This is a genomic window from Ruegeria sp. YTSC004, assembly GCF_059609805.1.
On record NZ_JBXWMJ010000012.1, the window covers coordinates 19,969 to 39,794 of the forward strand.

Genomic DNA, 19,826 nt, shown 5'->3' on the forward strand with positions numbered 1-19,826 from the left:
GCTCAAAGCAGCCAATTCGTAACCAACTAGCTGAATGATTGCCGCTTAACACTGCGTACATAATCAATCGTAAACTCCGAGTATCCGTCCGAAGTCGATCTAAGATGTTCCCGTGTCCAATGATGCAACGCGGGCAACTGATGGAACGGCACATTCGGAAATGCGTGGTGCTCTGCGTGGAAGGGCATATTCCAGGCCACAAAACGCACGATCCGGTTGGTGAACGTGGTGCGCGAGTTCTCGAGCATGTTGGCGACTGGCGGACACAGGCCGTGTTCCGCCAGTAGATAGAGGCGCAGGAATGGCTGCCCCAGCAGAACCGGTAAAATCCAAAGCCAGAAGAGCAGCGGCGACAGGAGCAGGCTTAGGGCTGCGGCCGCGTAGAGTATCAACAGCAGACGTGCCTCAGCCCGCATGGCGGTGTGTTGGCGCGCAGGTAGGTACGGGGCGTCGATGCGACCAAAGGCGTTTTGGAACAGGACAAGTGCCATGCCTTTCCAGTAAGGCCAGCCAGACAGGTAGGTCAGCAGGCTCAGCCGGTCCTGCGGTCGTGGCTTACCGCCAAGCTCGGGGTCTTTCTTAGGGTGGTTCGTCCATTTGTGGTGCGCAAGGTGAAAATACCGAAACCACGTAAAGGGCAGGGCGATCGGGACTGAAACAAGATGCCCCACAGCGTCGTTCAGCCAGCCGGTCTTGAATGGGGTCTTATGGGTGCATTCATGGCTGAGCGTGAACAGAAACACCATCAAGACACCCTGTGGCAGGATCAGGAGCGGCCAGAGAGGGACCCGCCACGCGATACCCGCGCTGGTGGCGGACAGTAACACCAGATAGCCCAGAAGATGACGCAGACCTGCTGAGTCCGAGCGCCGTTGTAGCTGATCTTTGGCCGCGGGTGGCAGCGATGCTATGAGGGCGCGGTGATCCATGCATCATCCGCGCGCTATGTCGAACCCTGGCTCGGCCAGTTCGAACCCGTCAAACTGGAACCCGGGCGAAACAGTGCAACTGACCAACGTATAGTCTCCGGTGGTGCGCGCCGCTTGCCAGTGGTTTTCGGGCACGATTAATTGCGGTGCGCCCTTTGAAAGGTCGGGGCCTAGGATGTGATCGGTGGCTGGACCGTCATTGGTTGCACTCAGCGACAGGATCAGCGGAGCACCAGAGTGGTAGAGCCAGATTTCGGTCGCGTCCACGCGGTGCCAGTGGCTGCTTTCACCAGCGGCCAACAGGAAGTAGATGCAGGTGCCGGTGGCGCGGCCCGCGTTATCCGCGCGCCAGGTTTCGCGAAACCAGCCACCTTCGGGGTGTTGTTCCAGTTTCAGGTGGTCGATGATCTCTAGTGCGGTCATGGGGCCTCTTGCCTTTTGCGATGATTATGCACGGGAAGGTGCGATCCGCTATGGTATTCGTCTACGCAAGGAATATGTTTGCCGCATGACCCTGACCATCCCGTTTGACAACAGCTACGCCCGCCTTCCCAACAGCTTTTATGCGCGGCAGGCACCTATACCTGTGCGTGCCCCACGCCTGATCGCATTCAACTCGGAATTGGCGAAGGTATTGAAGGTCACACCGGGGGAGGTAGAGGAGATGGCCGAAGCCTTCGCCGGCAACACGCTGCCCGAAGGCGCAGAGCCGATTGCGCAGCTTTATTCGGGACATCAGTTCGGCAACTACAACCCGCAGCTTGGCGACGGCCGCGCTGTACTGCTGGGCGAAACGATCGGGACAGATGGTCTTCGTCGGGATATCCAGCTCAAAGGGTCCGGACCGACCCCGTTCAGCCGTCAGGGGGATGGCCGCGCTTGGCTGGGACCCGTGCTGCGGGAATACGTGGTGTCCGAGGCAATGCATGCGCTGGGCATCCCGACAACCCGTGCGCTGGCCGCTGTTGAGACCGGAGAGGTCGTTCTGCGCGAGGGGCCGATGCCCGGTGCGGTTCTGACCCGTGTGGCGAAAAGTCATCTGCGGGTCGGGACATTCCAGGTTTTCGCCGCACGTGGCCAACTGGACAGCCTGCGCCGCCTGACGGAATACGCCATTGATCGTCACTACCCGGATGCGGACGGTCCGATGGGCCTGTTGCGTGGAGTGGTTGAAACACAATCGCGGCTGATCGCGGCATGGATGAGCGTAGGATTTATCCATGGGGTGATGAACACCGACAATTGCTCAATCGCGGGCGAGACCATCGACTATGGACCTTGCGCCTTTATGGACAGCTATCATCCGAACACGGTCTACAGCTCGATTGACCGGATGGGGCGCTATGCTTTTTCCAACCAGCCCGACATTGCCGTTTGGAACGTGGCACAACTGGCGACGGCACTGATTCAGCAGATGGAAGACAAGGACGCTGCCGTTGAAGAGGCGACCGAGATCGTACACGCCATGCCTGCGCAACTGCAGGAGAACTGGTTGAAGCGGTTCCGCGCCAAGATCGGTTTGGTGACCGAGGAAGAGGGCGATCTGGAGCTGATCTCGGACCTGCTGACACGCATGGCGCAGAATCAGGCGGATTTTACCAACACCTTCCGTGCGCTGGGCGATGATGCCGCACGTGATCAGTTCACCGATCCCACGGCGTACGACACCTGGTCCGAAGGGTGGAACGCGCGTCTGGGGCGTGAGCAGGACCCATCCGCCGTAGTGTCCGCCGCAAACCCGGCGTTCATTCCGCGCAATCACCGTGTTGAGCAGATGATCCAGTCTGCCGTTCAGGGCGACTATGCGCCGTTCCAAAGGCTGAACACTGTGTTGGCGCGGCCTTATGAGGAACAGCCTAATGCGGATGATCTGAAGCGTCCGCCGACCGACAGCGAAGTGGTGCACGCCACGTTCTGTGGAACCTGAGGTTCGACCGCTCAGGCCTCATCACGATAGGGATTGATCTCATCCGGCCAGCGCCGCGCATATTGCGAGATCATCAGGTAGACATCCGCCCCGTCGATTGCCTTGCGCGCATCGCGGACCATGCGCAGGTTAAGCGTGTCGACCTCGTCGGCGGTGATCGCGCGCAGAGGGTTGTAATAGACGGTGATCAAAATGGTCCGACCTTGCTTGGTTACGGACATATCCCGCAATGCGCCACCGTCCTCTGCGATTGCCGGGCGCAAGGCACGACGCGCAGCAGCAAGAAGTTCGGGGCTTGCGGTGGCGTTTGCCAGCTCACCCAACCCACCACGGAAGTCGCGTAGGTATGATCCGATGGCCAGAACGCACAGGAACAATACGATGATTGAGTCGCCGACGGGTGCGATCGCCGATAGGGCCCCATCCCGGAACAAGTAGATTGCTCCAAGGCCAATTGCTGCGGCGGCCGTGAACAGACCATCGAACAGCGCTGCCTTGGATTCCAGCCGTAGGATTGCACTGGCCTTCCCGGTCTGCCGCCAAGTGAAATAGTGAAACGCCCATAACAGCACGCAGGTAAGGCCGATGGCAGCGAAGTAGATGAACATCGGCCCAAATATCAGCGGTTCAGGCATCATGCCGTTGTAGTAGCTGTAGATGTTTTTAATCGCGTTCGAGATGGCGAACAGCACCAGTCCTAACAGAGACAGAGAGCGGAAGGTGGAAAAGATCGCCTCATCCGCTGCATAGCCAAAGGGGCGGCGTTTGTCGGGGCCTGCATCAATCTTCAGGCTAATACGGCGACCAAGGAATGCCGATCCAAAGCCGACCAGCGAATACAGGCCGTCCATCATGATCGCGTTGGAGTTCGACAGGATCCCGGCCAGAATACCCGCCGCGCCCATGAAAAGGTTGCCGCCCATGGCAATGATGAGCGCGCGCCCCTCAAGCTGTTTTCTACGTTCCGCGTTTGGCGTCGACATCTGGTAACGTCCTGATAGGGCAACAAACTCGGCAACAGATAAACACTCGAAAGGGATAGGCCAACAGTAGCTTTGAAGGTCAAAGCGGTTCGTTGCCTAGTCCCGCATGATTTCCAGCACTGCGGCACTGACAATCAGGATGGCGCCTAAAAGCTCGCGCAAACCGAACGGCTCGCCTGAGAACGCGGCGGCCGAGGCCAGGCCGACGACCACCTCGCTCATAAGCAGGATGCCGACGCGGGCAGGGGACAGTTTGGTTGCGGGCCAGATTGTCATGAACACCATGGGTAAGGTGTAGAAGGCCGACAGCAGTACGAACTGAAGGGTCCAAAGAAGATCCGCCTGCACAATTGTCGGCAACACAGGTTCGGGCAGGACCGTGAGGCTGACCAGAGAAAGGATCAGCGCGCTTGCGACAAAGGCAAAGACCTGACCCGAGGCTGAGATCTTGCTGGTTCGGTACAGCCCCAACGTACCCAGCGCCCAGCACATGCCAGAGGCCAACGCCATCCAGTCGCCGCTGTTTTGGGGCAGCGGAACACCGCCTGAGTCGCCTAACACGACGAACAGGCCACCGACTCCGCAAGTAAGACCTGCAAGCCGCCCCAGACTCAGGCGTTCGCCCAGGAACACGCGGCCCAGAATCGTGCCCCAGATCGGTGTGAGGTAGAACAAAAGGATCGACCGCACCACATCCGTATAGACAAGGCTGATGGAATAAAGACTGAAGGCCGCGCCGGTGAACATTCCGCTGAACACCAGATCGCGCCATTGCAGGGCCAGCGTCCCTCTCTCTTTCCAGATGAAGGGAACCAGGCCCAGCAGCGCAACGCTATACATCGCAATACCCGGCCAGGGCCCGGTCAGGCCCAGGTCAAAGAGAAACCGAACGGGGATCCAATAGAGACCCCACATCATGCCACCGATCACCAGAACGATGCTTGCCCAGGTGCGGTTGTTCGAGGGTGTGTTGCTGGAAACCACTTCAGGCCTCAATTGGACGCGTTCCACGGGGATAGAGTATCGGCACCCCGTTGATCAAGCGCAGCATTCCTGATCTCGCGATCTGCCGAATTTTCGGGCAAATGGTCAGGATAATCAGCGTTAATTTATCGACCTTAGAAAGACTGGGGTTGCACCCCGCAACCAGCATGGCACTTTGGGAGTCGACCATTTGATCGGAACCCTATGTCGCCTCATTCAATCCTGCGGATTGCAAGCTATAACATCCAGAAATGCGTGGGCTTGGATTTTCGCCGCCAACCGCAGCGCATCATGCAGGTCATTGAAGGCATGCAGGCTGATATTGTGGTGCTGCAAGAGGCCGACAAAAGGCTGCCGCCGCGACCCGCGGCCTTACCGCATTTCATGTTGGATGAAGCCGGTTGGCAGATTGTCGATCTGGGGGGCGCAGGCAGCTTGGGCTGGCACGGCAACGCGGTCATCTGGCGCGGTGACAAAATTGACGTGCGCACGACCGGGCACCATGATTTGCCTGGGTTGGAACCCCGCGGTGCTGTTCGGGTCGAGTTCGACACCCAGATCGGGCCGCTTCGGGTGATGGGGATGCATCTGGGCCTTCTGCCCGCTTCTCGGCGGCAGCAGATTCACCAGCTCCGGCGCTGCGATGAGGATCTGGATCAGATGCCTACCGTATGGGCCGGAGATTTCAACGAGTGGTCGCGCCAGCCAGTGCTCGATCATCTTGCACCCGACATGCGATTTTTACCCCCGGTTCCCAGTTTCCCGGCTGCACAGCCTCTGGGCGCACTGGATCGGATCGCGCTGGGCGCTGGGCTTGAGGCCGTGGTGCATGGCGTCCACAAAGCGCGGCCTGCGCATATCGCATCAGATCACCTGCCGATCTGGGCTGATCTTCGCCGGGTCGCTTAGGCGCAATTCCCCTGTGGCGCCAGCGGCGCAGACGTATTAAGACAGAAACCCGAACTACTCTGAGGGTCACTATGTCCGACACGATCATCGCCCGTTGCGAAGCCAAAGGTTTGCGCATGACGGGTCAGCGCCGCACGATTGCTCAGGTGTTGCAGCAAAGCGATGACCATCCGGACGTAGAAGAGCTGTATGCGCGCGCCTCAAAAGTGGATTCGGGTATCTCGATTGCCACGGTCTATCGCACCGTAAAGCTGTTCGAAGAGGCAGGGATTCTGGAGCGGTTGGAATTCGGTGATGGGCGCGCCCGCTATGAGGATGCCGAGAGGGACCACCACGACCACCTGATCGACATGCAGTCGGGGGAAGTGATCGAATTTGTCGACCCCGAGATCGAGGCCCTGCAGGAAAAGATCGCAGCCAAGCTTGGGTACAAGCTGAAAGGGCACCGGCTGGAACTGTACGGCGTGCCGCTGGAACAAGACTGATTCATCACGAAACGCGATTGGTTGCCGCACGGCAATTCATCAATCATGTCGCAATATGGCTTGCGACGTCGCGCATGTTCCGGTTTTGGTGACTCAAGGGCGCAGATTTGCCAGCCCATCCCAACGGACACGCGCATGAACAACGTACACGGCATCTTGCTGATCATCGGATCGATGGCGGCCTTCGCGCTTGAGGACATGTTCATCAAGCATCTGTCGGTCACTGTCCCTACGGGCCAGATCATGATCGCATTGGGGTTGGTATGTGGACTGGTCTTCGTCGCGATGTCGTTGGCCACGCGCAAACGCATCCTAGATCCGGTGGCGTGGCAAGGCCTGCCGCTGGCGCGGGCAGCGACAGAAGCGGTTGGTGCCCTGACCTTTGTCACTGCGTTGTCTCTGGTCGAGTTGTCTACGGTTGCCGCCGTATTTCAGGCCATGCCGCTGGCCGTGACCATGGGCGCCGCGCTGTTTCTGGGCGAGCAAGTCGGTTGGCGACGTTGGAGCGCCATCGGGATCGGCTTTATCGGTGTCCTGATGATTATTCGTCCGGGTCTGGAGGGGTTCCAGCCCGAGTCGCTGTTCGTGGTGGCGACCGTTATTGCGATCGCCGCACGTGATCTGATCACACGCAAGCTGGACGTCCGTGTGGCCTCGTCCGTTGTTGCCATGCAGGCGTATATCGCCGTTGCCCTTGCCGGGGTGGTTCTGATGGTATTTTTGGCTCAGCCCATTGTCCCGCTGCAGAACGCCCAGATTGGTCCGTATCTGGGGGCAATCGGCTTTGGCGTCCTGGGATATTACGGCATCGTGACGGCCATGCGGATCGGTGAGGCCTCGGCCCTGACACCTTTCCGGTACAGCCGGCTCGTGTTTTCCATCGCGGCAGGGATGTTGATGTTTGGCGAACGGCCTGATTTGATGACTGTGGCCGGTGCCGCGTTGATCCTCGGCTCTGGCATGTACACCTTTGTTCGCGAACGCAGGTTGGCGCGTGACATGGTGGTTGCAGCCTGACGGATCGTCGCACGTTGGCGCAAACACGTGGCTGTTAGCCCTAAACGCCCATGAATATGCCCGTTAGCGATAACATCGCTGGTTTACTTTTGGCCCGGTAATGTTATGAGGCATGCAACCAAATGCAGCCATAGGGACGGGCCTCATGAGCACCATCATCGACATCCACGCACGCGAAATCCTGGACAGCCGGGGCAACCCAACCGTCGAAGTGGACGTGATTCTGGAAGACGGCACCATGGGCCGTGCTGCTGTGCCTTCGGGTGCGTCAACCGGTGCGTATGAGGCGGTGGAAAAGCGTGACGGTGATAAATCCCGCTATATGGGCAAGGGTGTGCTTGAAGCTGTCGCCGCTGTGAACGGTGAGATCGCCGAAGAACTGGTCGGCTATGACGCGACCGAACAGGTGGCCATCGACGGTGCGATGATCGAACTGGACGGGACCGAGAACAAGAGCCGTCTGGGCGCTAACGCCATTTTGGGGGTCTCATTGGCCACGGCAAAGGCCGCAGCGGATTTCACGACGCAACCTTTGTACCGTTATGTCGGCGGCACCTCGGCCCGTGTATTGCCGGTTCCGATGATGAACATCATCAACGGTGGTGAGCATGCCGACAACCCGATCGACATTCAGGAATTCATGATCATGCCGACCTCGGCCGCGAATATCCGCGAAGCCGTGCGCATGGGCTCCGAGGTGTTCCACACGCTGAAACGTGAGTTGTCGGCGGCTGGTCTGGCCACCGGTGTTGGCGACGAGGGCGGCTTTGCCCCCAATATCGCATCGACCCGCGAAGCACTGGATTTCATCCTGCAGTCCATTGAAAAGGCAGGCTACAAGCCGGGTGAGGAAATCCATCTGGCGCTGGATTGCGCGGCGACCGAATACTTCAAAGATGGCAAATATGTCCTGTCGGGCGAGAACATCTCGCTGACGTCTGAGGAAAACGCCGAGTATCTGGCGGCTTTGGTCAAAGACTATCCGATCATATCGATCGAAGACGGTATGTCCGAGGATGACTGGGACGGCTGGAAAGCCCTGACCGACGCCATAGGCGATAAAGTCCAACTGGTGGGGGACGACCTGTTTGTAACCAACCCGGCGCGTCTGGCCGAAGGGATCGAGCGTGGCTGCGCCAACTCGATGCTGGTCAAGGTGAACCAGATCGGATCGTTGACCGAAACGCTGCGCGCCGTCGATATGGCGCACCGCGCAGGCTACACCAACGTCATGTCGCACCGCTCTGGCGAAACCGAAGACGCGACCATCGCCGATCTGGCGGTTGCGACCAACTGCGGTCAGATCAAAACCGGCTCTCTGGCGCGGTCGGACCGGTTGGCCAAGTATAATCAGCTGATCCGTATCGAGGAATCGCTGGGTGAAGTCGCGGAATACGCAGGCGCGTCAATCCTTCGCAACTGAGATCAATAATGCTAGACTGATCCTCGTGTTTTTCGAGGATCGTGTTTTGCTTAAAGTTATCGAAGCTGAAACGCCGGACCACTTTGATGAGGTTCGGCGTTTGTGTTGGGAATATCGCGACTTCCTGCTGACGTTGGACACCAAGTCCGTGCGCGTCGTAAAAACCTTTTATCCCCGCGACGTTTATGCCCGGCTGATGGACGAGATCGAAGTCGAACACGCCCCACCGGGCGGTGGTGTACGGCTGGTACTAAAGGATGGACATGCCGTTGGGTGCGGAATGTTCCGGACAATCGGGCCGGGCATTGCCGAAATTAAACGGGTGTTTGTAAATGACGCCGCCCGAGGGACAGGGGCAGGATATGCGGTCATGATGTCCTTGATTGAACAGTGCCGAAAACAGGGGTTCGACTGTATTCGCATGGATACGGGCAAACCATTGGAATCGGCAACGCGTCTGTACCTGTCGATGGGCTTTCAACTGCGCGACGCATATTCCGAGATTCCGGAGATCGCGAAAGACACATTATTGTTTTTTGAGATGCCTTTGTCCGATGCTCAGGCGGAAAACTCGCAAATCGAGTGATTTTTTTTCAAAGTCTTTCGTGTTGTTATCGCTTGTAAAAATCAAACTTGATAGAAATACGTCTACATAAATTCAATTTTGTGTGAACTTTTACCTATTTGTCCGATCCCGGTGTCTCGTAATGTGCCTGCATTACAGAAAGGGGAACGACATGACTGGTTCGAAAATCCTTCTCGTAGCTTCAGTGATCAGCACTGTATTTTTGGCGGCCTGTGCGGGGCCGGGTACTTATCCGATCACCGGGGAGGCGGTGTCCGCAAGTGACCCGGTTTTGGCAATGGAATCGCCGACCTACATGTATCGCGGTGAAGCCCGCTAGGGCTTTCATGGGGGGACGGGCGGCGACGCCCGTAAGTATCTGACCGATTTAGAGCTTTCGGCTCATCAAAACATAGCGATCGCGCGGTTTGAAGCCGGTGCGCAAGTACAGTTTATGCGCGGCCTCGTTTGTGCGATCGACTTCTAGGTGAAGGGCGGTCAGACCGGCCTCGGCCAGAGCCTTGGGCAGGTCAAGCAGCACTTCGGTGGCGATGCCACGGCCGCGCACGGCCGGGCGGATGTAGATTTCGTCTATGAAGCCGTCCATGCCGCCAAATTCGACCGACCAGCCGAAGGTCAGGATGACGTAGCCCAGCGGCGCGCGCCCTGGGCCGATCAGGTAGACGCAACCGTGGGGAATACCCTCTAGCAAGGGGGTGAGTGCATTGCGGGTCTGGTCCATGTCCTGCGCAATCCCGGCTTCGGTGTGGAACGCAGTCACCAGGCCCATCAGGCGGTCCAGATCTTCGGGGCGCGCAAGGCGAAGTGCGGCGCTCATAGCCGGGCCAGCCGTTCGGTCAGCAGGGCAAAGAAACCGTCAGCGTCGATTTCCCCAATGAACAATGCATTGGGCGGGTGGTCTGTCACGCGCCACCAATCAGCGACGGTCATACCCATCGTCAGTTCGGACTGCGTTTCGATCTGGACGTTGATGTGTCGGCCCGAGAACAGCTCCGGCCGGATCAGATAGGCGGTCACGCACGGGTCGTGCAACGGCGCGCCTTCCGAGCCGTATTTCTCTATATCGAATCGTTCGAAGAAATCCGTCATCTCGGCCACGGCATGCCCGACCTTACTGTCGAGCGCGCGGAAGGCGTCATTGCGATGTTTCGTGACCAGCGCATCATGGGTCACGTCTAGCGGCATAACGACGACATGAACGCCGGATTTAAACACGATATCAGCAGCTTCGGGGTCGACATAGATGTTGAACTCCGCTGCCGGGGTGATGTTGCCGACCTCAAAATACGCACCGCCCATCAGAACGATTTCCTGGACCCGGTCGACAATATCTGGCGCTTTTTGAAAGGCGGATGCGATATTCGTCAGCGGGCCAAGCGGGCAAAGTGTGACGGTTCCAGGCTCGTGTGCGCGCAGGGTGTCGATGATGAAGTCGACCGCGTGCCCGTCAGCCAGCGGCATTTCCGGATCAGGCAGGACGGGACCGTCGAGGCCGGTCTTGCCGTGCACATGTTCTGCGGTGACCAGAGGGCGGTTTAGCGGGCGGTCACACCCGGCATAAACAGGAATATGCGTCTGGCCGGCCAGTTCACAGACGATCCGCGCATTCTTGGCCGTCAGTTCCAGCGGTACATTCCCCGCAACGGCGGTAATGCCCAGAACATCAATCTCTTCCGGGCTTGCCAATGCCAGCAAGATGGCGACTGCGTCGTCCTGCCCGGGATCGGTGTCGATGATGATCTTGCGCGGTGCCATGCTTTGCCTCCGGGGTATTGAAGCGCGGACACTCGCAAGTGTCACCACGCTTGTCCAGCGGTTTCAGACCTCGGTCGTCGCACCTACCGGCGGGAGTTTGCCATTGGCGCGGTGCTCTTCAATTTTGACCTCGTCCCACAGCGCATCCATTTCTTCGAGATCGCTTTGAGATGGTGTTTTCCCGCGCGCAGCCAGCCGCGCTTCTACTTGCTCGAACCGGCGGGTAAACTTGGCATTGGTGCGGCGCAGGGCGGCCTCGGGTTCGATCCCCAGATGGCGGCCCAGATTGACCATCACGAACAGAAGATCGCCGAATTCATCCTCCAGCGCGTCTGCGTCCTTAGCCTTGCGCGCTTCCTCCAGCTCTGCAGCCTCTTCCGTGATCTTGGCCAACACATGGCTGGCATCGGGCCAGTCGAACCCCACGCGGGCCGCGCGTTTCTGCAGTTTGTGCGCGCGCAACAGGGCAGGCAGGTTGGCCGCGACACCGTCCAGCGCGCCTTTCTGTTCCTTGCCGGCGCGCTCTGCCGCCTTGATGGTTTCCCAATCCACGGTCTGCTGGTCCGCTGATTTTTCGCGGGATTCATCGCCAAATACATGCGGGTGACGGTCGACCATCTTGTCCGACATGGTCCGCACCACGTCCTGAAAGGTGAAATGCCCGGCTTCTTCGGCCATTTGTGCGTGAAAAACCGACTGGAACAGCAGGTCGCCCAGCTCGCCTTTCAGCTCATCATAGGCTTCGCGCTCGATGGCATCGGCGACCTCATAGGCCTCTTCGATCGTGTAGGGGGCGATGGTGGCAAAATCCTGTTCGATATCCCACGGGCAGCCCGTTTGCGGGTCGCGCAGGCGGCGCATTATTTCCAGCAGGCGCTCGATACCCGCTTCGCTGTCGTGGATCAGAGGATTTTCGGCCATTGCGAACCCTTTCGTTCCGGTGTCAGATGCATCCATTCCGCAGTCCCGATCAGGAGTCCACCCCAGATGCCCGTCGTCAACCGAATTGCCGATTACTCAGCCGACATGGCCGCATGGCGCAAACACTTGCATTCAATCCCCGAGCTTGAGTTCGAATGCTATGAAACGGCGGCATTTGTTGCGGACCGTCTGCGCGAATTCGGAGTGGACGAGCTGCACGAAGGCATTGCCAAGACCGGGATCGTCGCGATCATTAACGGGCGGGGTGACGGGCCGACGATCGGTCTGCGTGCTGACATGGACGCGCTGCCGATCCCTGAAGAGACGGGGGTCGAGTACGCCTCGACCAAGCCGGGCAAGATGCACGCCTGCGGCCATGACGGGCATACCACGATGTTGCTGGGTGCTGCGCGCTATCTGGCCGAGACACGGAACTTTCGTGGCCGCGTGGCGCTGATCTTTCAGCCAGCCGAAGAGGAAGGCGGCGGTGCGGGCGTGATGGTCGAAGAAGGCATCATGGACCGGTTCGACATCTCTCAGGTCTATGCGCTGCATAATGCACCGAACCTGCCCGAAGGCGCATTTCACACCACTCCGGGGCCGATCATGGCGGCGGTGGATACGTTCGAGATTCATATTCAGGGCGTTGGTGGTCACGGGGCCATGCCGCATGAAGCCCGCGACCCGGTGATGGCGGCTTGTGGTATCGCGCAGGCGATCCAGACGATTGTTAGCCGCAACAACTATGCGCTGGACGACCTGGTCGTCTCGGTCACGCAAATCCACACTGGGACGGTGAACAACGTGATCCCCGATACGGCCTTCATCAACGGTACAGTCCGGACCTTTGACCCAAACGTTCAGCAGATGGTGATCGAGCGGATGGAGCAAATTGTGCAGGGGCAGGCGACCTCATACGGGGTCGAGGCGCGGCTGGATTATGAAAAGAACTATCCGGCCACGATCAACGATGGCGAAAAGGCCGGATTTGCCGCCGAGGTGGCCCGCGATGTGTCGGGGGCCGAGCGTGTGGTGGGCAACATGGGCCGCGAGATGGGGGCTGAGGATTTCTCGTACATGCTGCAATCGCGCCCCGGCGCCTATCTGTTTTTGGGGCAGGGCGAGAGCGCCGGACTGCACCATCCGAAATACAATTTCAACGACGAGATCGCGCCGGTTGGCGCTTCGTTCTTTGCACGGATCGTCGAAAAGGCGCAGCCGCTGGGCTGACGGGGGGAAGACATGGCACTGGAAGACGCAAAGAACCAGGTGGACGAGGCATTCACCAATCCTGATCTTAAGGGGTTGTCCTATGAGAACACGTTTGGCGGCGCGACGTCGTTCCTGCGGCGGCTCTACACCAAGGACCTCAAGGGCGTCGATATTGCCGTCACAGGGGTGCCTTTTGATCAGGCAGTGACGAACCGTCCCGGTACCCGTCTGGGGCCGCGCGCAATCCGAGAGGCCAGTGCGCTTCAATCTCCGGATGCCCCATACGGGTGGCCGTTCGATGCGCTCAGCGAGCTGGCGATCGTGGATTATGGCGACATGGCCTATGATTATGCCAATATCCCGGCCTTTCCCGACACACTGACCGACCACATCCGCACCATTCTGGCCGCTGATGTGTCTTCGGTCACGTTAGGCGGTGATCACTATATCAGCTTTCCGATCCTCAAGGCTTATGCCGAGAAATACGGGCCGATGTCTCTGCTGCAATTCGATGCGCATACCGATACTTGGGCCGATGACGACATGTCCCGCGTGGATCACGGGACGATGTTTTACAAGGCGGTGAAATCCGGGATCGTGGACCCGAAACGCTCGGTTCAGGTCGGTATTCGCACGACGAACGAGGACACTCTGGGCGTCAACATCATCGACGCGCGCGAGGTATACGAATCCGGCCCCGCCGCGGTGGCGCAAAAGATCAAAGACATTCTGGGGGACAGCCCGGTCTATCTGAGCTTTGACATTGACGGCCTGGACCCGGCCTTTGCCCCCGGCACCGGCACGCCCGTTTGGGGTGGTCTGAGTTCCATTCAGGCCCAGATCATCCTGCGCGATATCGCAGGGATCAACATCAAAGGCGGGGACGTGGTCGAAGTGTCGCCGCCCTACGACACGTCAGGTGCAACGGCCATTGCTGGTGCGCATGTCGCCACTCAGATCATCTGTCTGCTGGGGTGGAATAAGCTGGTGCAGGATTAACCTTTGGTTAGCCATCTTTCCGGTATCTGATTAACCAAAAGCCGGACGGGAGAAATACGGGCATGACAGACTATAATCAACCGATCAGCGGCAATGATCTGGCTCGGTTTTCCGGGCCGAACACGTTCATGCGTTTGCCGCAGGCGGAGTCGCTGGCAGGACTGGATGTGGCCGTGCTGGGCATTCCGATGGATATCGGCACCTCATGGCGGTCCGGCACGCGGTTCGGGCCGAAACAGATCCGCAGCGAAAGCGCGATGATCCGGCCTTATAACATGGCCAATTCGGCCGCTCCGTTCGACAGCCTGCAGATTGCGGATATCGGCGATCTGGCGATCAATACCTTTTCGCTGGCCGAAAGCCTGAAGATCATCAAGGAAAGCTATGATTCCATTCTCGATCAGGCGGTTATCCCGGTTGCGATGGGCGGCGATCATTCGATCACGTTGCCGATCCTGCGCGCCATTGCCGCCAAGCACGGACCGGTGGCGCTGGTCCATGTGGATGCCCATGCCGACGTGAATGAAGAGATGTTTGGCGAGCGTGAAACGCACGGCACTGTCTTCCGCCGTGCCTACGAAGAAAATCTGATCGTCCCGGATAAAACCTTTCAGATCGGCATTCGCGGTTCGGGTTACGCGGCCAGCGACTTTACCGAGGCGCAGGACTGGGGCTTTCGCCAATTCCCGGCGTGGGAGCTGTGGCAGCAGAACCTGACCGAGATCGGCTCACAAATCCGCAAAACGATCGGCGACCACCCGGTATATATCACCTATGACATCGACAGCCTGGACCCAGCATATGCCCCCGGCACCGGAACACCGGAAATCGGTGGGCTGACCACGCCGCAAGCCCTGCAGCTGATCCATGCGCTGGCAGGCGTGAACGTGGTCGGATGCGATCTGGTCGAGGTGTCGCCGCCATACGATCCGTCAGGAAATACGGCGCTCACAGCGGCCAATCTGTTGTTTGAGCTGCTGTGCATCCTGCCAGGCGTGACGTCGCGCTAGGGGCAGGTAATTAGTGTGATCTACCTATTTGCAATCAGGGTCTATACCAGAGCTGTAGTATTCCGAATTGCTATTTGAGGGGCTACGATCCTGAGAACTTCTATTTTTCGAGAAGTGCATGTAAAGCATGAAAAATACAAACGGGATAGCGACCCATGCAAGTTCCTCAAAAATCCAGATTACGATCTCCATGAAGAATTCCTTTAGCCCTAGCGCGCGTGTTTGTGTTGTAGTTTATTCAACCGTGAGCGTTTGTCACCTTGCCCAACAAAGATGAGGGCTCGACCTGTAGACTGGCGGAATAACCTTGGACAAAAAGATGATGGTTTGGGTAATCGTTGGCCTGCTGGTTCTATTCGGGGTATACATTCGGCTTGCCCCCTCAGACCCGGAGAAATGGCATATTGCGCCGGTCGGCGATCAAGACCGTGATCTTGATGGAGGTGTTGTCCGCGTGGTCGAAACGGGGCCGGATGGCTTGCTGCGGCTGAATGCGTTCGCACGTGTTTCAGACCGAACATCAGTGCTGGCCGGGTCTGTTGATGAAGGAATGATTACTTACATCACGCGTACGAAAGTGATCGGCTTTCCGGACTACACGACAGTGCAACAGGACGGAGACACGCTTCGCATCTATGCTCGTCTCAGGTTTGGCCGGTCAGATTTTGGGGTAAATCGCGCTCGTGTTGATGAGTGGCTTGCTCTGTTGCAGCCCTGAGGACAAGCACCCCTCCTGAACCTCGCGCCACATCGGTACGTTCAGAGACATCTGGCATTGCGCCATGAACATGCGGCCATCGACCTGGAGGCAGATCATCTCGCCCAGTTCGACGCGGGTTCCGGATTTGTCGGTGCAATAGCAGTCCTGAACCTTGCCGCCGGGGCCGACCACGTCGGCCAGGGCGGGCGTTACGAGCAGTGTAAAACCAAGTATCAACCGTTTCATGTGCATTAGCCTAGCATAGTGAGGGGCCTTGACCAAAGGGCCGGATTGATAGACACCGCCCGGATGATCCCCGAAGAACGACTTGAACAGATAACCCAGCGATTCCAGTACCTCGAAGCGGCCATGGCAGATGGTGCCTCGGGTGGGGATATTGCGGCCTTGGCCAAAGAATATTCCGACCTCAAACCGGTTGTGGATCAGATCATGGCATGGCGTCAGTTGGTGGCCGATCTGGCCGAGGCCGAGGCGATGCTGGCCGACCCCGACATGAAAGAATTGGCGGAAGAAGAAATTCCCGCGTTGAAGACCCGCATCCCCGAATCCGAACACGCCTTGCAGCTTGCGCTGTTGCCGCGTGATGCGGCGGATGCGCGTCCGGCGATGCTGGAGATTCGTCCCGGAACTGGCGGAGATGAGGCCGCATTGTTCGCCGGGGACCTTCTTCGAATGTACCAGCGCTATTCCGAGGCGCGTGGATGGAAGTTTGAGATTATTGAAGAACAGGCTTCGGATCTGGGCGGGATCAAGGAGGTCGTGGCCCATATCAAGGGCGAGAACGTGTTTGCCCGGATGAAGTACGAATCCGGTGTGCACCGGGTACAGCGCGTGCCGGAAACCGAAAGCGGTGGGCGCATTCATACTTCGGCTGCAACGGTCGCGGTTTTGCCCGAGGCCGAGGATGTGGACATCCAGATCGACGCCAATGATATCCGCATCGACACTATGCGCAGTTCAGGTGCGGGGGGGCAGCACGTGAACACAACGGACTCGGCGGTTCGGATTACCCACCTGCCGACGGGGATAGTTGTAACAAGCTCGGAGAAATCGCAGCACCGCAACCGCGAGATTGCGATGCAGGTGCTCAAGACCCGGCTGTATGATCAGGAACGTCAGCGGATCGACAGTGAACGGTCGGCCGATCGTGCCAGCCAGGTGGGGTCGGGGGATCGATCCGAGCGGATCAGAACCTACAATTTCCCGCAGGGGCGCATGACCGATCACCGCATCAATCTGACGCTTTATAAGCTGGATCAGGTGATGCAGGGCGATTTGGATGAGGTGATCGACGCGTTGACTGCCGACGATCAGGCGCGGCTGCTGGCCGATATGGCGCAATGATCGCCGCACTGACAGCAGCACAGGCGATGGTCGCGGCTACAGCGCGATTACGGGCGGCTGGCGTGGCTGACCCGGCGCGGGATGCGCGCGTTCTGCTTGCCCATGCGGCGCGGATCGAAGCCAGCCGGGTCACTCTGATTGCGCCCGAAGAGCTGTCTCCTGAGGTTGCAGAGCGTTATGATCAGTTGATCTCGCTGCGTGCGGTGCGTGTTCCGGTGTCGCATCTGTTGGGCGAGCGTGAGTTTTATGGCCGACGGTTCCGTGTCAGTCGCGATGTGCTGGACCCACGGCCGGAAACCGAAGCGCTGATCGAAGCCGCGCTCAGCGAACCGTTCGATCATGTTCTGGATCTGGGGGTCGGATCAGGTTGTATCCTGATCACGTTGCTGGCCGAACGGGCCAGCGCTTCGGGCGTGGGCGCGGACCTGAGCGAGGCCGCCTGTCTGCAGGCCAGCGCAAATGCAGTGCAGCATCAGGTACAGAGCCGGGTGGAAATTCTGCAATCGGACTGGTTTCAGAATATTGACGGCCAGTTTGATCTGATCGTTTCGAACCCCCCCTACATTTCACTGCAAGAAATGGCCGACCTTTCGCCAGAAGTGCGCGTGCATGAACCGCGCATGGCGCTGACGGACGAAGGGGACGGGCTGGGTGCCTATCGCCGCATCGCCGCGGGTGCGCCGGACTTTCTATTGCCCGGCGGTCGTCTGCTGGTGGAAATCGGGCCAACGCAGGGGCAAAGCGTCGCGGCTTTGTTCGAGTCGGCGGGTTTGACAGCCACAAGGATCGTTCCCGATCTGGACGGCCGCGATCGCGTCGTTTTTGCCAAAATGCCGCATTAATGCGGCAACCTGAGGCCGAAATACGCCGATTAATGTAAAAAAGCTGCGAATTTTTGGACAACCCCCTTGTCTGCACGCACAGGACGTGTTTACTCAACTCCAGTCGGAGGGCTGACGCTGGTTCAGCGGGCCCCGGACGCCAAGCCCAAAATAGTCGACATCGCGTCACAGCTAAGCTTTTGAGCAGTGCAGGATGCGAGACGATCGACAGCGAATGACAAGGCTGACGTAAAGTAAATGAGATCTTCCAAATCCCGCTCTCGGGTCAAGAATAACCGCAACCGTCCTTCTGGGGGCAATGTCGTAAACCGGGTTTTTGACAGCTCGGGTCCCGAAGGCAAGGTGCGCGGTACGCCCCAGCAGATTATCGACAAATATAATCAGTTGGCGCGCGACGCCCAACTGTCCAATGACCGTGTGGCCGCTGAGAACTTTCAGCAGCACGCAGAACACTATCTGCGCCTGCTGAGTGAGGCACAGCGCGAAATGGAAGCGCGCCGCGAAGAGCAAGACCGCCAGAACCGCGAGCGTCAAGCCGAGCGGGATCGCGAACGCGCCGAGCGCCAGGAGCGCGAAGCTGCCGCCCGTCAGTCAGACCCGGCCGAAGCGCCGCAACCGGACGTGATGGATTTCACACCCGAGGCAGCCACCCCGGAATCCGGTTTGGTTGAGACCCCGGAGAGCAAGGATGCTGCAGCTGCTGCGGCGGCCGAAGCACCGGCGAAAAAAGAAAAAGCTCCGCGTCGCCCGCGTACGCGTAAGCCAAAGCCTGCGCCAGAGGGGGCAGAGGACGCGCCGACAAGCAACGGTGATGCACCGGAAGCGGCTGAGTAATTTCCGCCATAGAATTCAAAAAAGCTCCGGAGTTCACTCCGGGGCTTTTTCTTTGCGCATTAGCTTTTTTGAACTTCTCGGGCCAGCGCGCAGAATGCTTCGAGCGGGACTTGTTCGGCGCGCTCTGTGGGTTGGATACCAGCCGCGAGCAGGCGGTCCTCGATATCCGGCGCCACGCCTTTTAGCGATGCGCGCAGCATCTTGCGGCGCTGGTTGAAGGCTGCGGCCACGACGCGCGACAAAACCCGGGCATCTGCCGGGTAGCGCGGTTCGGGCAGGGCCGTTAGATGCACAACAGCGCTTGAGACCTTTGGCGGAGGCGTAAAAGCCCCGGGCGGCAGGGACATAGCGATGCGCGCCTCGGCCCGCCATTGGGCAAGGATCGCAAGTCGGCCATAGGCTTTGCCCCCGGGTTGGGCAACGATGCGTTCGGCGACTTCGCGTTGGAACATCAGCGTCAGACTTTGCCAGAACGGCGGCCATTCGGGTGGGGTCAGCCAGCGCACCAGTAATTCGGTGCCAACGTTATACGGCAGGTTTGCGGCAATGCGGATAGGTGGGGTCAGATGCGCCAGCGGGTCGATTTCCAGTGCGTCGCCGTTGATGACCTCAAGACGACCCGGGTAAGCAGCAGCGATGTCGTTCAGGGCAGCGATACAGCGGGTGTCTTTTTCGACCGCGACGACCTTGCGCGCACCTTCGGACAACAGACCGCGGGTCAGACCACCGGGGCCGGGGCCGATTTCCAGCACGTCGCATTCCGTCAGATCCCCTGCCTGCCGCGCGATCTTGGCTGTCAGGTTGAGGTCCAGTAGAAAGTTCTGCCCCAGCGATTTACGCGCCGAGAGTTGATGTGTCGCGATAACCTCGCGCAGAGGGGGAAGGGTGTCGATTGAACTCATGATCCGATTACCGTGGCGCGTGTCCGGGGGGGAACGCCAGTGA

At 58.9% G+C, this 19,826-nt stretch carries 23 protein-coding genes; 14 read left to right on the plus strand and 9 right to left on the minus strand.

Annotation, left to right across the window (positions count from 1 at the left end; translation table 11 throughout):
• Positions 1 to 26: 26 nt before the first annotated feature.
• Both AC2FFP_RS18720 and AC2FFP_RS18725 read right to left on the minus strand, forming a co-directional pair.
• A complete protein-coding gene (locus AC2FFP_RS18720) occupies positions 27 to 929 on the minus strand; it encodes a fatty acid desaturase (RefSeq protein WP_496844211.1) in 903 nt (300 codons plus the stop codon).
• 3 nt (positions 930 to 932) lie between these two features.
• Entirely contained in the window at positions 933 to 1,352 is a 420-nt protein-coding gene (locus AC2FFP_RS18725) for a cupin domain-containing protein (protein ID WP_496779195.1), read from the minus strand.
• Between the two features lie 85 nt (positions 1,353 to 1,437).
• Here AC2FFP_RS18725 and AC2FFP_RS18730 point away from each other — a divergent pair, with 85 nt between their 5' ends.
• A complete protein-coding gene (locus AC2FFP_RS18730; RefSeq protein ID WP_496844262.1) occupies positions 1,438 to 2,856 on the plus strand; it encodes a protein adenylyltransferase SelO in 1,419 nt (472 codons plus the stop codon).
• Positions 2,857 to 2,867: 11 nt separating this feature from the next.
• On the opposite strand, the gene AC2FFP_RS18735 is transcribed toward AC2FFP_RS18730, so the two are convergent.
• Positions 2,868 to 3,839: a cation efflux transmembrane domain-containing protein gene (locus tag AC2FFP_RS18735; protein WP_496844212.1), complete on the minus strand. Its 972-nt coding sequence runs from the start codon at positions 3,837 to 3,839 to the stop codon at positions 2,868 to 2,870.
• A 96-nt stretch (positions 3,840 to 3,935) separates the two neighbouring features.
• Positions 3,936 to 4,823 (minus strand): DMT family transporter, encoded by an 888-nt coding sequence (locus AC2FFP_RS18740; RefSeq protein WP_496844213.1) that lies wholly within the window; start codon positions 4,821 to 4,823, stop codon positions 3,936 to 3,938.
• 204 nt (positions 4,824 to 5,027) lie between these two features.
• Between AC2FFP_RS18740 and AC2FFP_RS18745 the strand changes: the two genes are divergently transcribed.
• The 6 genes from AC2FFP_RS18745 to AC2FFP_RS18770 all read left to right on the plus strand — a co-directional run bounded on the left by AC2FFP_RS18745 (position 5,028) and on the right by AC2FFP_RS18770 (position 9,562).
• Positions 5,028 to 5,732 carry an endonuclease/exonuclease/phosphatase family protein gene (locus tag AC2FFP_RS18745; protein ID WP_496844214.1) on the plus strand — a complete coding sequence of 235 codons (705 nt, stop codon included), beginning with the start codon at positions 5,028 to 5,030 and terminating at the stop codon, positions 5,730 to 5,732.
• 71 nt (positions 5,733 to 5,803) lie between these two features.
• Positions 5,804 to 6,217, plus strand: coding sequence for a Fur family transcriptional regulator (locus AC2FFP_RS18750; RefSeq protein WP_496738406.1), 414 nt, complete (start codon positions 5,804 to 5,806; stop codon positions 6,215 to 6,217).
• A 135-nt stretch (positions 6,218 to 6,352) separates the two neighbouring features.
• The gene (locus tag AC2FFP_RS18755) at positions 6,353 to 7,234 is read left to right on the plus strand and encodes a DMT family transporter (protein ID WP_496779187.1); all 882 of its coding nucleotides are present in this window, start codon (positions 6,353 to 6,355) and stop codon (positions 7,232 to 7,234) included.
• A gap of 145 nt (positions 7,235 to 7,379) precedes the next feature.
• Positions 7,380 to 8,657 (plus strand): phosphopyruvate hydratase, encoded by a 1,278-nt coding sequence (gene eno / locus AC2FFP_RS18760; RefSeq protein WP_496723170.1) that lies wholly within the window; start codon positions 7,380 to 7,382, stop codon positions 8,655 to 8,657.
• Positions 8,658 to 8,703: 46 nt separating this feature from the next.
• Positions 8,704 to 9,243, plus strand: a complete 540-nt coding sequence (locus AC2FFP_RS18765) for a GNAT family N-acetyltransferase (RefSeq protein ID WP_496779185.1) — start codon at positions 8,704 to 8,706, stop codon at positions 9,241 to 9,243.
• Positions 9,244 to 9,394: 151 nt separating this feature from the next.
• The gene (locus AC2FFP_RS18770; protein WP_199528541.1) at positions 9,395 to 9,562 is read left to right on the plus strand and encodes a hypothetical protein; all 168 of its coding nucleotides are present in this window, start codon (positions 9,395 to 9,397) and stop codon (positions 9,560 to 9,562) included.
• 48 nt (positions 9,563 to 9,610) lie between these two features.
• Here AC2FFP_RS18770 and AC2FFP_RS18775 read toward each other — a convergent pair whose 3' ends face one another.
• From AC2FFP_RS18775 to mazG, 3 genes are all read right to left on the minus strand, one after another.
• A complete protein-coding gene (locus AC2FFP_RS18775) occupies positions 9,611 to 10,060 on the minus strand; it encodes a GNAT family N-acetyltransferase (protein WP_496779183.1) in 450 nt (149 codons plus the stop codon).
• A complete protein-coding gene (locus tag AC2FFP_RS18780; RefSeq protein ID WP_496881350.1) occupies positions 10,057 to 10,998 on the minus strand; it encodes a nucleoside hydrolase in 942 nt (313 codons plus the stop codon). The genes AC2FFP_RS18775 and AC2FFP_RS18780 overlap by 4 nt, the downstream gene beginning before the upstream one ends.
• 63 nt (positions 10,999 to 11,061) lie before the next feature.
• Positions 11,062 to 11,919, minus strand: coding sequence for a nucleoside triphosphate pyrophosphohydrolase (gene mazG, locus AC2FFP_RS18785; protein WP_496881382.1), 858 nt, complete (start codon positions 11,917 to 11,919; stop codon positions 11,062 to 11,064).
• A 66-nt stretch (positions 11,920 to 11,985) separates the two neighbouring features.
• Between mazG and AC2FFP_RS18790 the strand changes: the two genes are divergently transcribed.
• The 4 genes from AC2FFP_RS18790 to AC2FFP_RS18805 all read left to right on the plus strand — a co-directional run bounded on the left by AC2FFP_RS18790 (position 11,986) and on the right by AC2FFP_RS18805 (position 15,858).
• Positions 11,986 to 13,149 (plus strand): M20 aminoacylase family protein, encoded by a 1,164-nt coding sequence (locus AC2FFP_RS18790; RefSeq protein WP_496881351.1) that lies wholly within the window; start codon positions 11,986 to 11,988, stop codon positions 13,147 to 13,149.
• 12 nt (positions 13,150 to 13,161) lie between these two features.
• Positions 13,162 to 14,130 carry an agmatinase gene (gene speB, locus AC2FFP_RS18795; RefSeq protein WP_496881352.1) on the plus strand — a complete coding sequence of 323 codons (969 nt, stop codon included), beginning with the start codon at positions 13,162 to 13,164 and terminating at the stop codon, positions 14,128 to 14,130.
• Between the two features lie 62 nt (positions 14,131 to 14,192).
• Positions 14,193 to 15,140, plus strand: a complete 948-nt coding sequence (speB, locus tag AC2FFP_RS18800; protein ID WP_496881353.1) for an agmatinase — start codon at positions 14,193 to 14,195, stop codon at positions 15,138 to 15,140.
• A 319-nt stretch (positions 15,141 to 15,459) separates the two neighbouring features.
• The gene (locus AC2FFP_RS18805) at positions 15,460 to 15,858 is read left to right on the plus strand and encodes a DUF1499 domain-containing protein (RefSeq protein WP_496764502.1); all 399 of its coding nucleotides are present in this window, start codon (positions 15,460 to 15,462) and stop codon (positions 15,856 to 15,858) included.
• Here the strand turns inward: AC2FFP_RS18805 and AC2FFP_RS18810 are convergent.
• Entirely contained in the window at positions 15,799 to 16,086 is a 288-nt protein-coding gene (locus AC2FFP_RS18810) for a hypothetical protein (RefSeq protein WP_496764504.1), read from the minus strand. The genes AC2FFP_RS18805 and AC2FFP_RS18810 overlap by 60 nt on opposite strands.
• A 63-nt stretch (positions 16,087 to 16,149) precedes the next feature.
• On the opposite strand from AC2FFP_RS18810, the gene prfA reads away from it, so the two are divergent.
• The 3 genes from prfA (at position 16,150) to AC2FFP_RS18825 (ending at position 18,881) form a co-directional block, all read left to right on the plus strand.
• A complete protein-coding gene (prfA, locus tag AC2FFP_RS18815; protein ID WP_058277596.1) occupies positions 16,150 to 17,205 on the plus strand; it encodes a peptide chain release factor 1 in 1,056 nt (351 codons plus the stop codon).
• Complete coding sequence (prmC, locus tag AC2FFP_RS18820; protein ID WP_496881354.1) at positions 17,202 to 18,047, plus strand: peptide chain release factor N(5)-glutamine methyltransferase; 846 nt, start codon at positions 17,202 to 17,204, stop codon at positions 18,045 to 18,047. Before prfA ends, prmC begins: the two co-directional genes overlap by 4 nt.
• A 237-nt stretch (positions 18,048 to 18,284) precedes the next feature.
• Positions 18,285 to 18,881 (plus strand): DUF4167 domain-containing protein, encoded by a 597-nt coding sequence (locus AC2FFP_RS18825; protein ID WP_496721647.1) that lies wholly within the window; start codon positions 18,285 to 18,287, stop codon positions 18,879 to 18,881.
• A gap of 59 nt (positions 18,882 to 18,940) precedes the next feature.
• Here the strand turns inward: AC2FFP_RS18825 and rsmA are convergent, their stop codons facing one another.
• The gene (gene rsmA, locus AC2FFP_RS18830) at positions 18,941 to 19,783 is read right to left on the minus strand and encodes a 16S rRNA (adenine(1518)-N(6)/adenine(1519)-N(6))-dimethyltransferase RsmA (protein ID WP_113790091.1); all 843 of its coding nucleotides are present in this window, start codon (positions 19,781 to 19,783) and stop codon (positions 18,941 to 18,943) included.
• Positions 19,784 to 19,826: the final 43 nt, after the last annotated feature.

What these genes read in the sequence shown, in the direction of transcription:
- AC2FFP_RS18750 (WP_496738406.1), top strand. Translation starts at nt 5,804, where the DNA reads ATGTCCGACACGATCATCGCCCGTTGCGAAGCCAAAGGTTTGCGCATG.
- eno (WP_496723170.1), top strand. Translation starts at nt 7,380, where the DNA reads ATGAGCACCATCATCGACATCCACGCACGCGAAATCCTGGACAGCCGG.
- mazG (WP_496881382.1), bottom strand. Translation starts at nt 11,919, where the DNA reads ATGGCCGAAAATCCTCTGATCCACGACAGCGAAGCGGGTATCGAGCGC.
- AC2FFP_RS18780 (WP_496881350.1), bottom strand. Translation starts at nt 10,998, where the DNA reads ATGGCACCGCGCAAGATCATCATCGACACCGATCCCGGGCAGGACGAC.
- AC2FFP_RS18790 (WP_496881351.1), top strand. Translation starts at nt 11,986, where the DNA reads ATGCCCGTCGTCAACCGAATTGCCGATTACTCAGCCGACATGGCCGCA.
- AC2FFP_RS18730 (WP_496844262.1), top strand. Translation starts at nt 1,438, where the DNA reads ATGACCCTGACCATCCCGTTTGACAACAGCTACGCCCGCCTTCCCAAC.
- AC2FFP_RS18805 (WP_496764502.1), top strand. Translation starts at nt 15,460, where the DNA reads ATGATGGTTTGGGTAATCGTTGGCCTGCTGGTTCTATTCGGGGTATAC.
- prmC (WP_496881354.1), top strand. Translation starts at nt 17,202, where the DNA reads ATGATCGCCGCACTGACAGCAGCACAGGCGATGGTCGCGGCTACAGCG.
- AC2FFP_RS18745 (WP_496844214.1), top strand. Translation starts at nt 5,028, where the DNA reads ATGTCGCCTCATTCAATCCTGCGGATTGCAAGCTATAACATCCAGAAA.
- AC2FFP_RS18755 (WP_496779187.1), top strand. Translation starts at nt 6,353, where the DNA reads ATGAACAACGTACACGGCATCTTGCTGATCATCGGATCGATGGCGGCC.
- prfA (WP_058277596.1), top strand. Translation starts at nt 16,150, where the DNA reads ATGATCCCCGAAGAACGACTTGAACAGATAACCCAGCGATTCCAGTAC.
- AC2FFP_RS18770 (WP_199528541.1), top strand. Translation starts at nt 9,395, where the DNA reads ATGACTGGTTCGAAAATCCTTCTCGTAGCTTCAGTGATCAGCACTGTA.
- AC2FFP_RS18735 (WP_496844212.1), bottom strand. Translation starts at nt 3,839, where the DNA reads ATGTCGACGCCAAACGCGGAACGTAGAAAACAGCTTGAGGGGCGCGCG.
- AC2FFP_RS18810 (WP_496764504.1), bottom strand. Translation starts at nt 16,086, where the DNA reads ATGAAACGGTTGATACTTGGTTTTACACTGCTCGTAACGCCCGCCCTG.
- AC2FFP_RS18720 (WP_496844211.1), bottom strand. Translation starts at nt 929, where the DNA reads ATGGATCACCGCGCCCTCATAGCATCGCTGCCACCCGCGGCCAAAGAT.
- speB (WP_496881352.1), top strand. Translation starts at nt 13,162, where the DNA reads ATGGCACTGGAAGACGCAAAGAACCAGGTGGACGAGGCATTCACCAAT.
- AC2FFP_RS18725 (WP_496779195.1), bottom strand. Translation starts at nt 1,352, where the DNA reads ATGACCGCACTAGAGATCATCGACCACCTGAAACTGGAACAACACCCC.
- AC2FFP_RS18825 (WP_496721647.1), top strand. Translation starts at nt 18,285, where the DNA reads ATGAGATCTTCCAAATCCCGCTCTCGGGTCAAGAATAACCGCAACCGT.
- AC2FFP_RS18775 (WP_496779183.1), bottom strand. Translation starts at nt 10,060, where the DNA reads ATGAGCGCCGCACTTCGCCTTGCGCGCCCCGAAGATCTGGACCGCCTG.
- speB (WP_496881353.1), top strand. Translation starts at nt 14,193, where the DNA reads ATGACAGACTATAATCAACCGATCAGCGGCAATGATCTGGCTCGGTTT.
- rsmA (WP_113790091.1), bottom strand. Translation starts at nt 19,783, where the DNA reads ATGAGTTCAATCGACACCCTTCCCCCTCTGCGCGAGGTTATCGCGACA.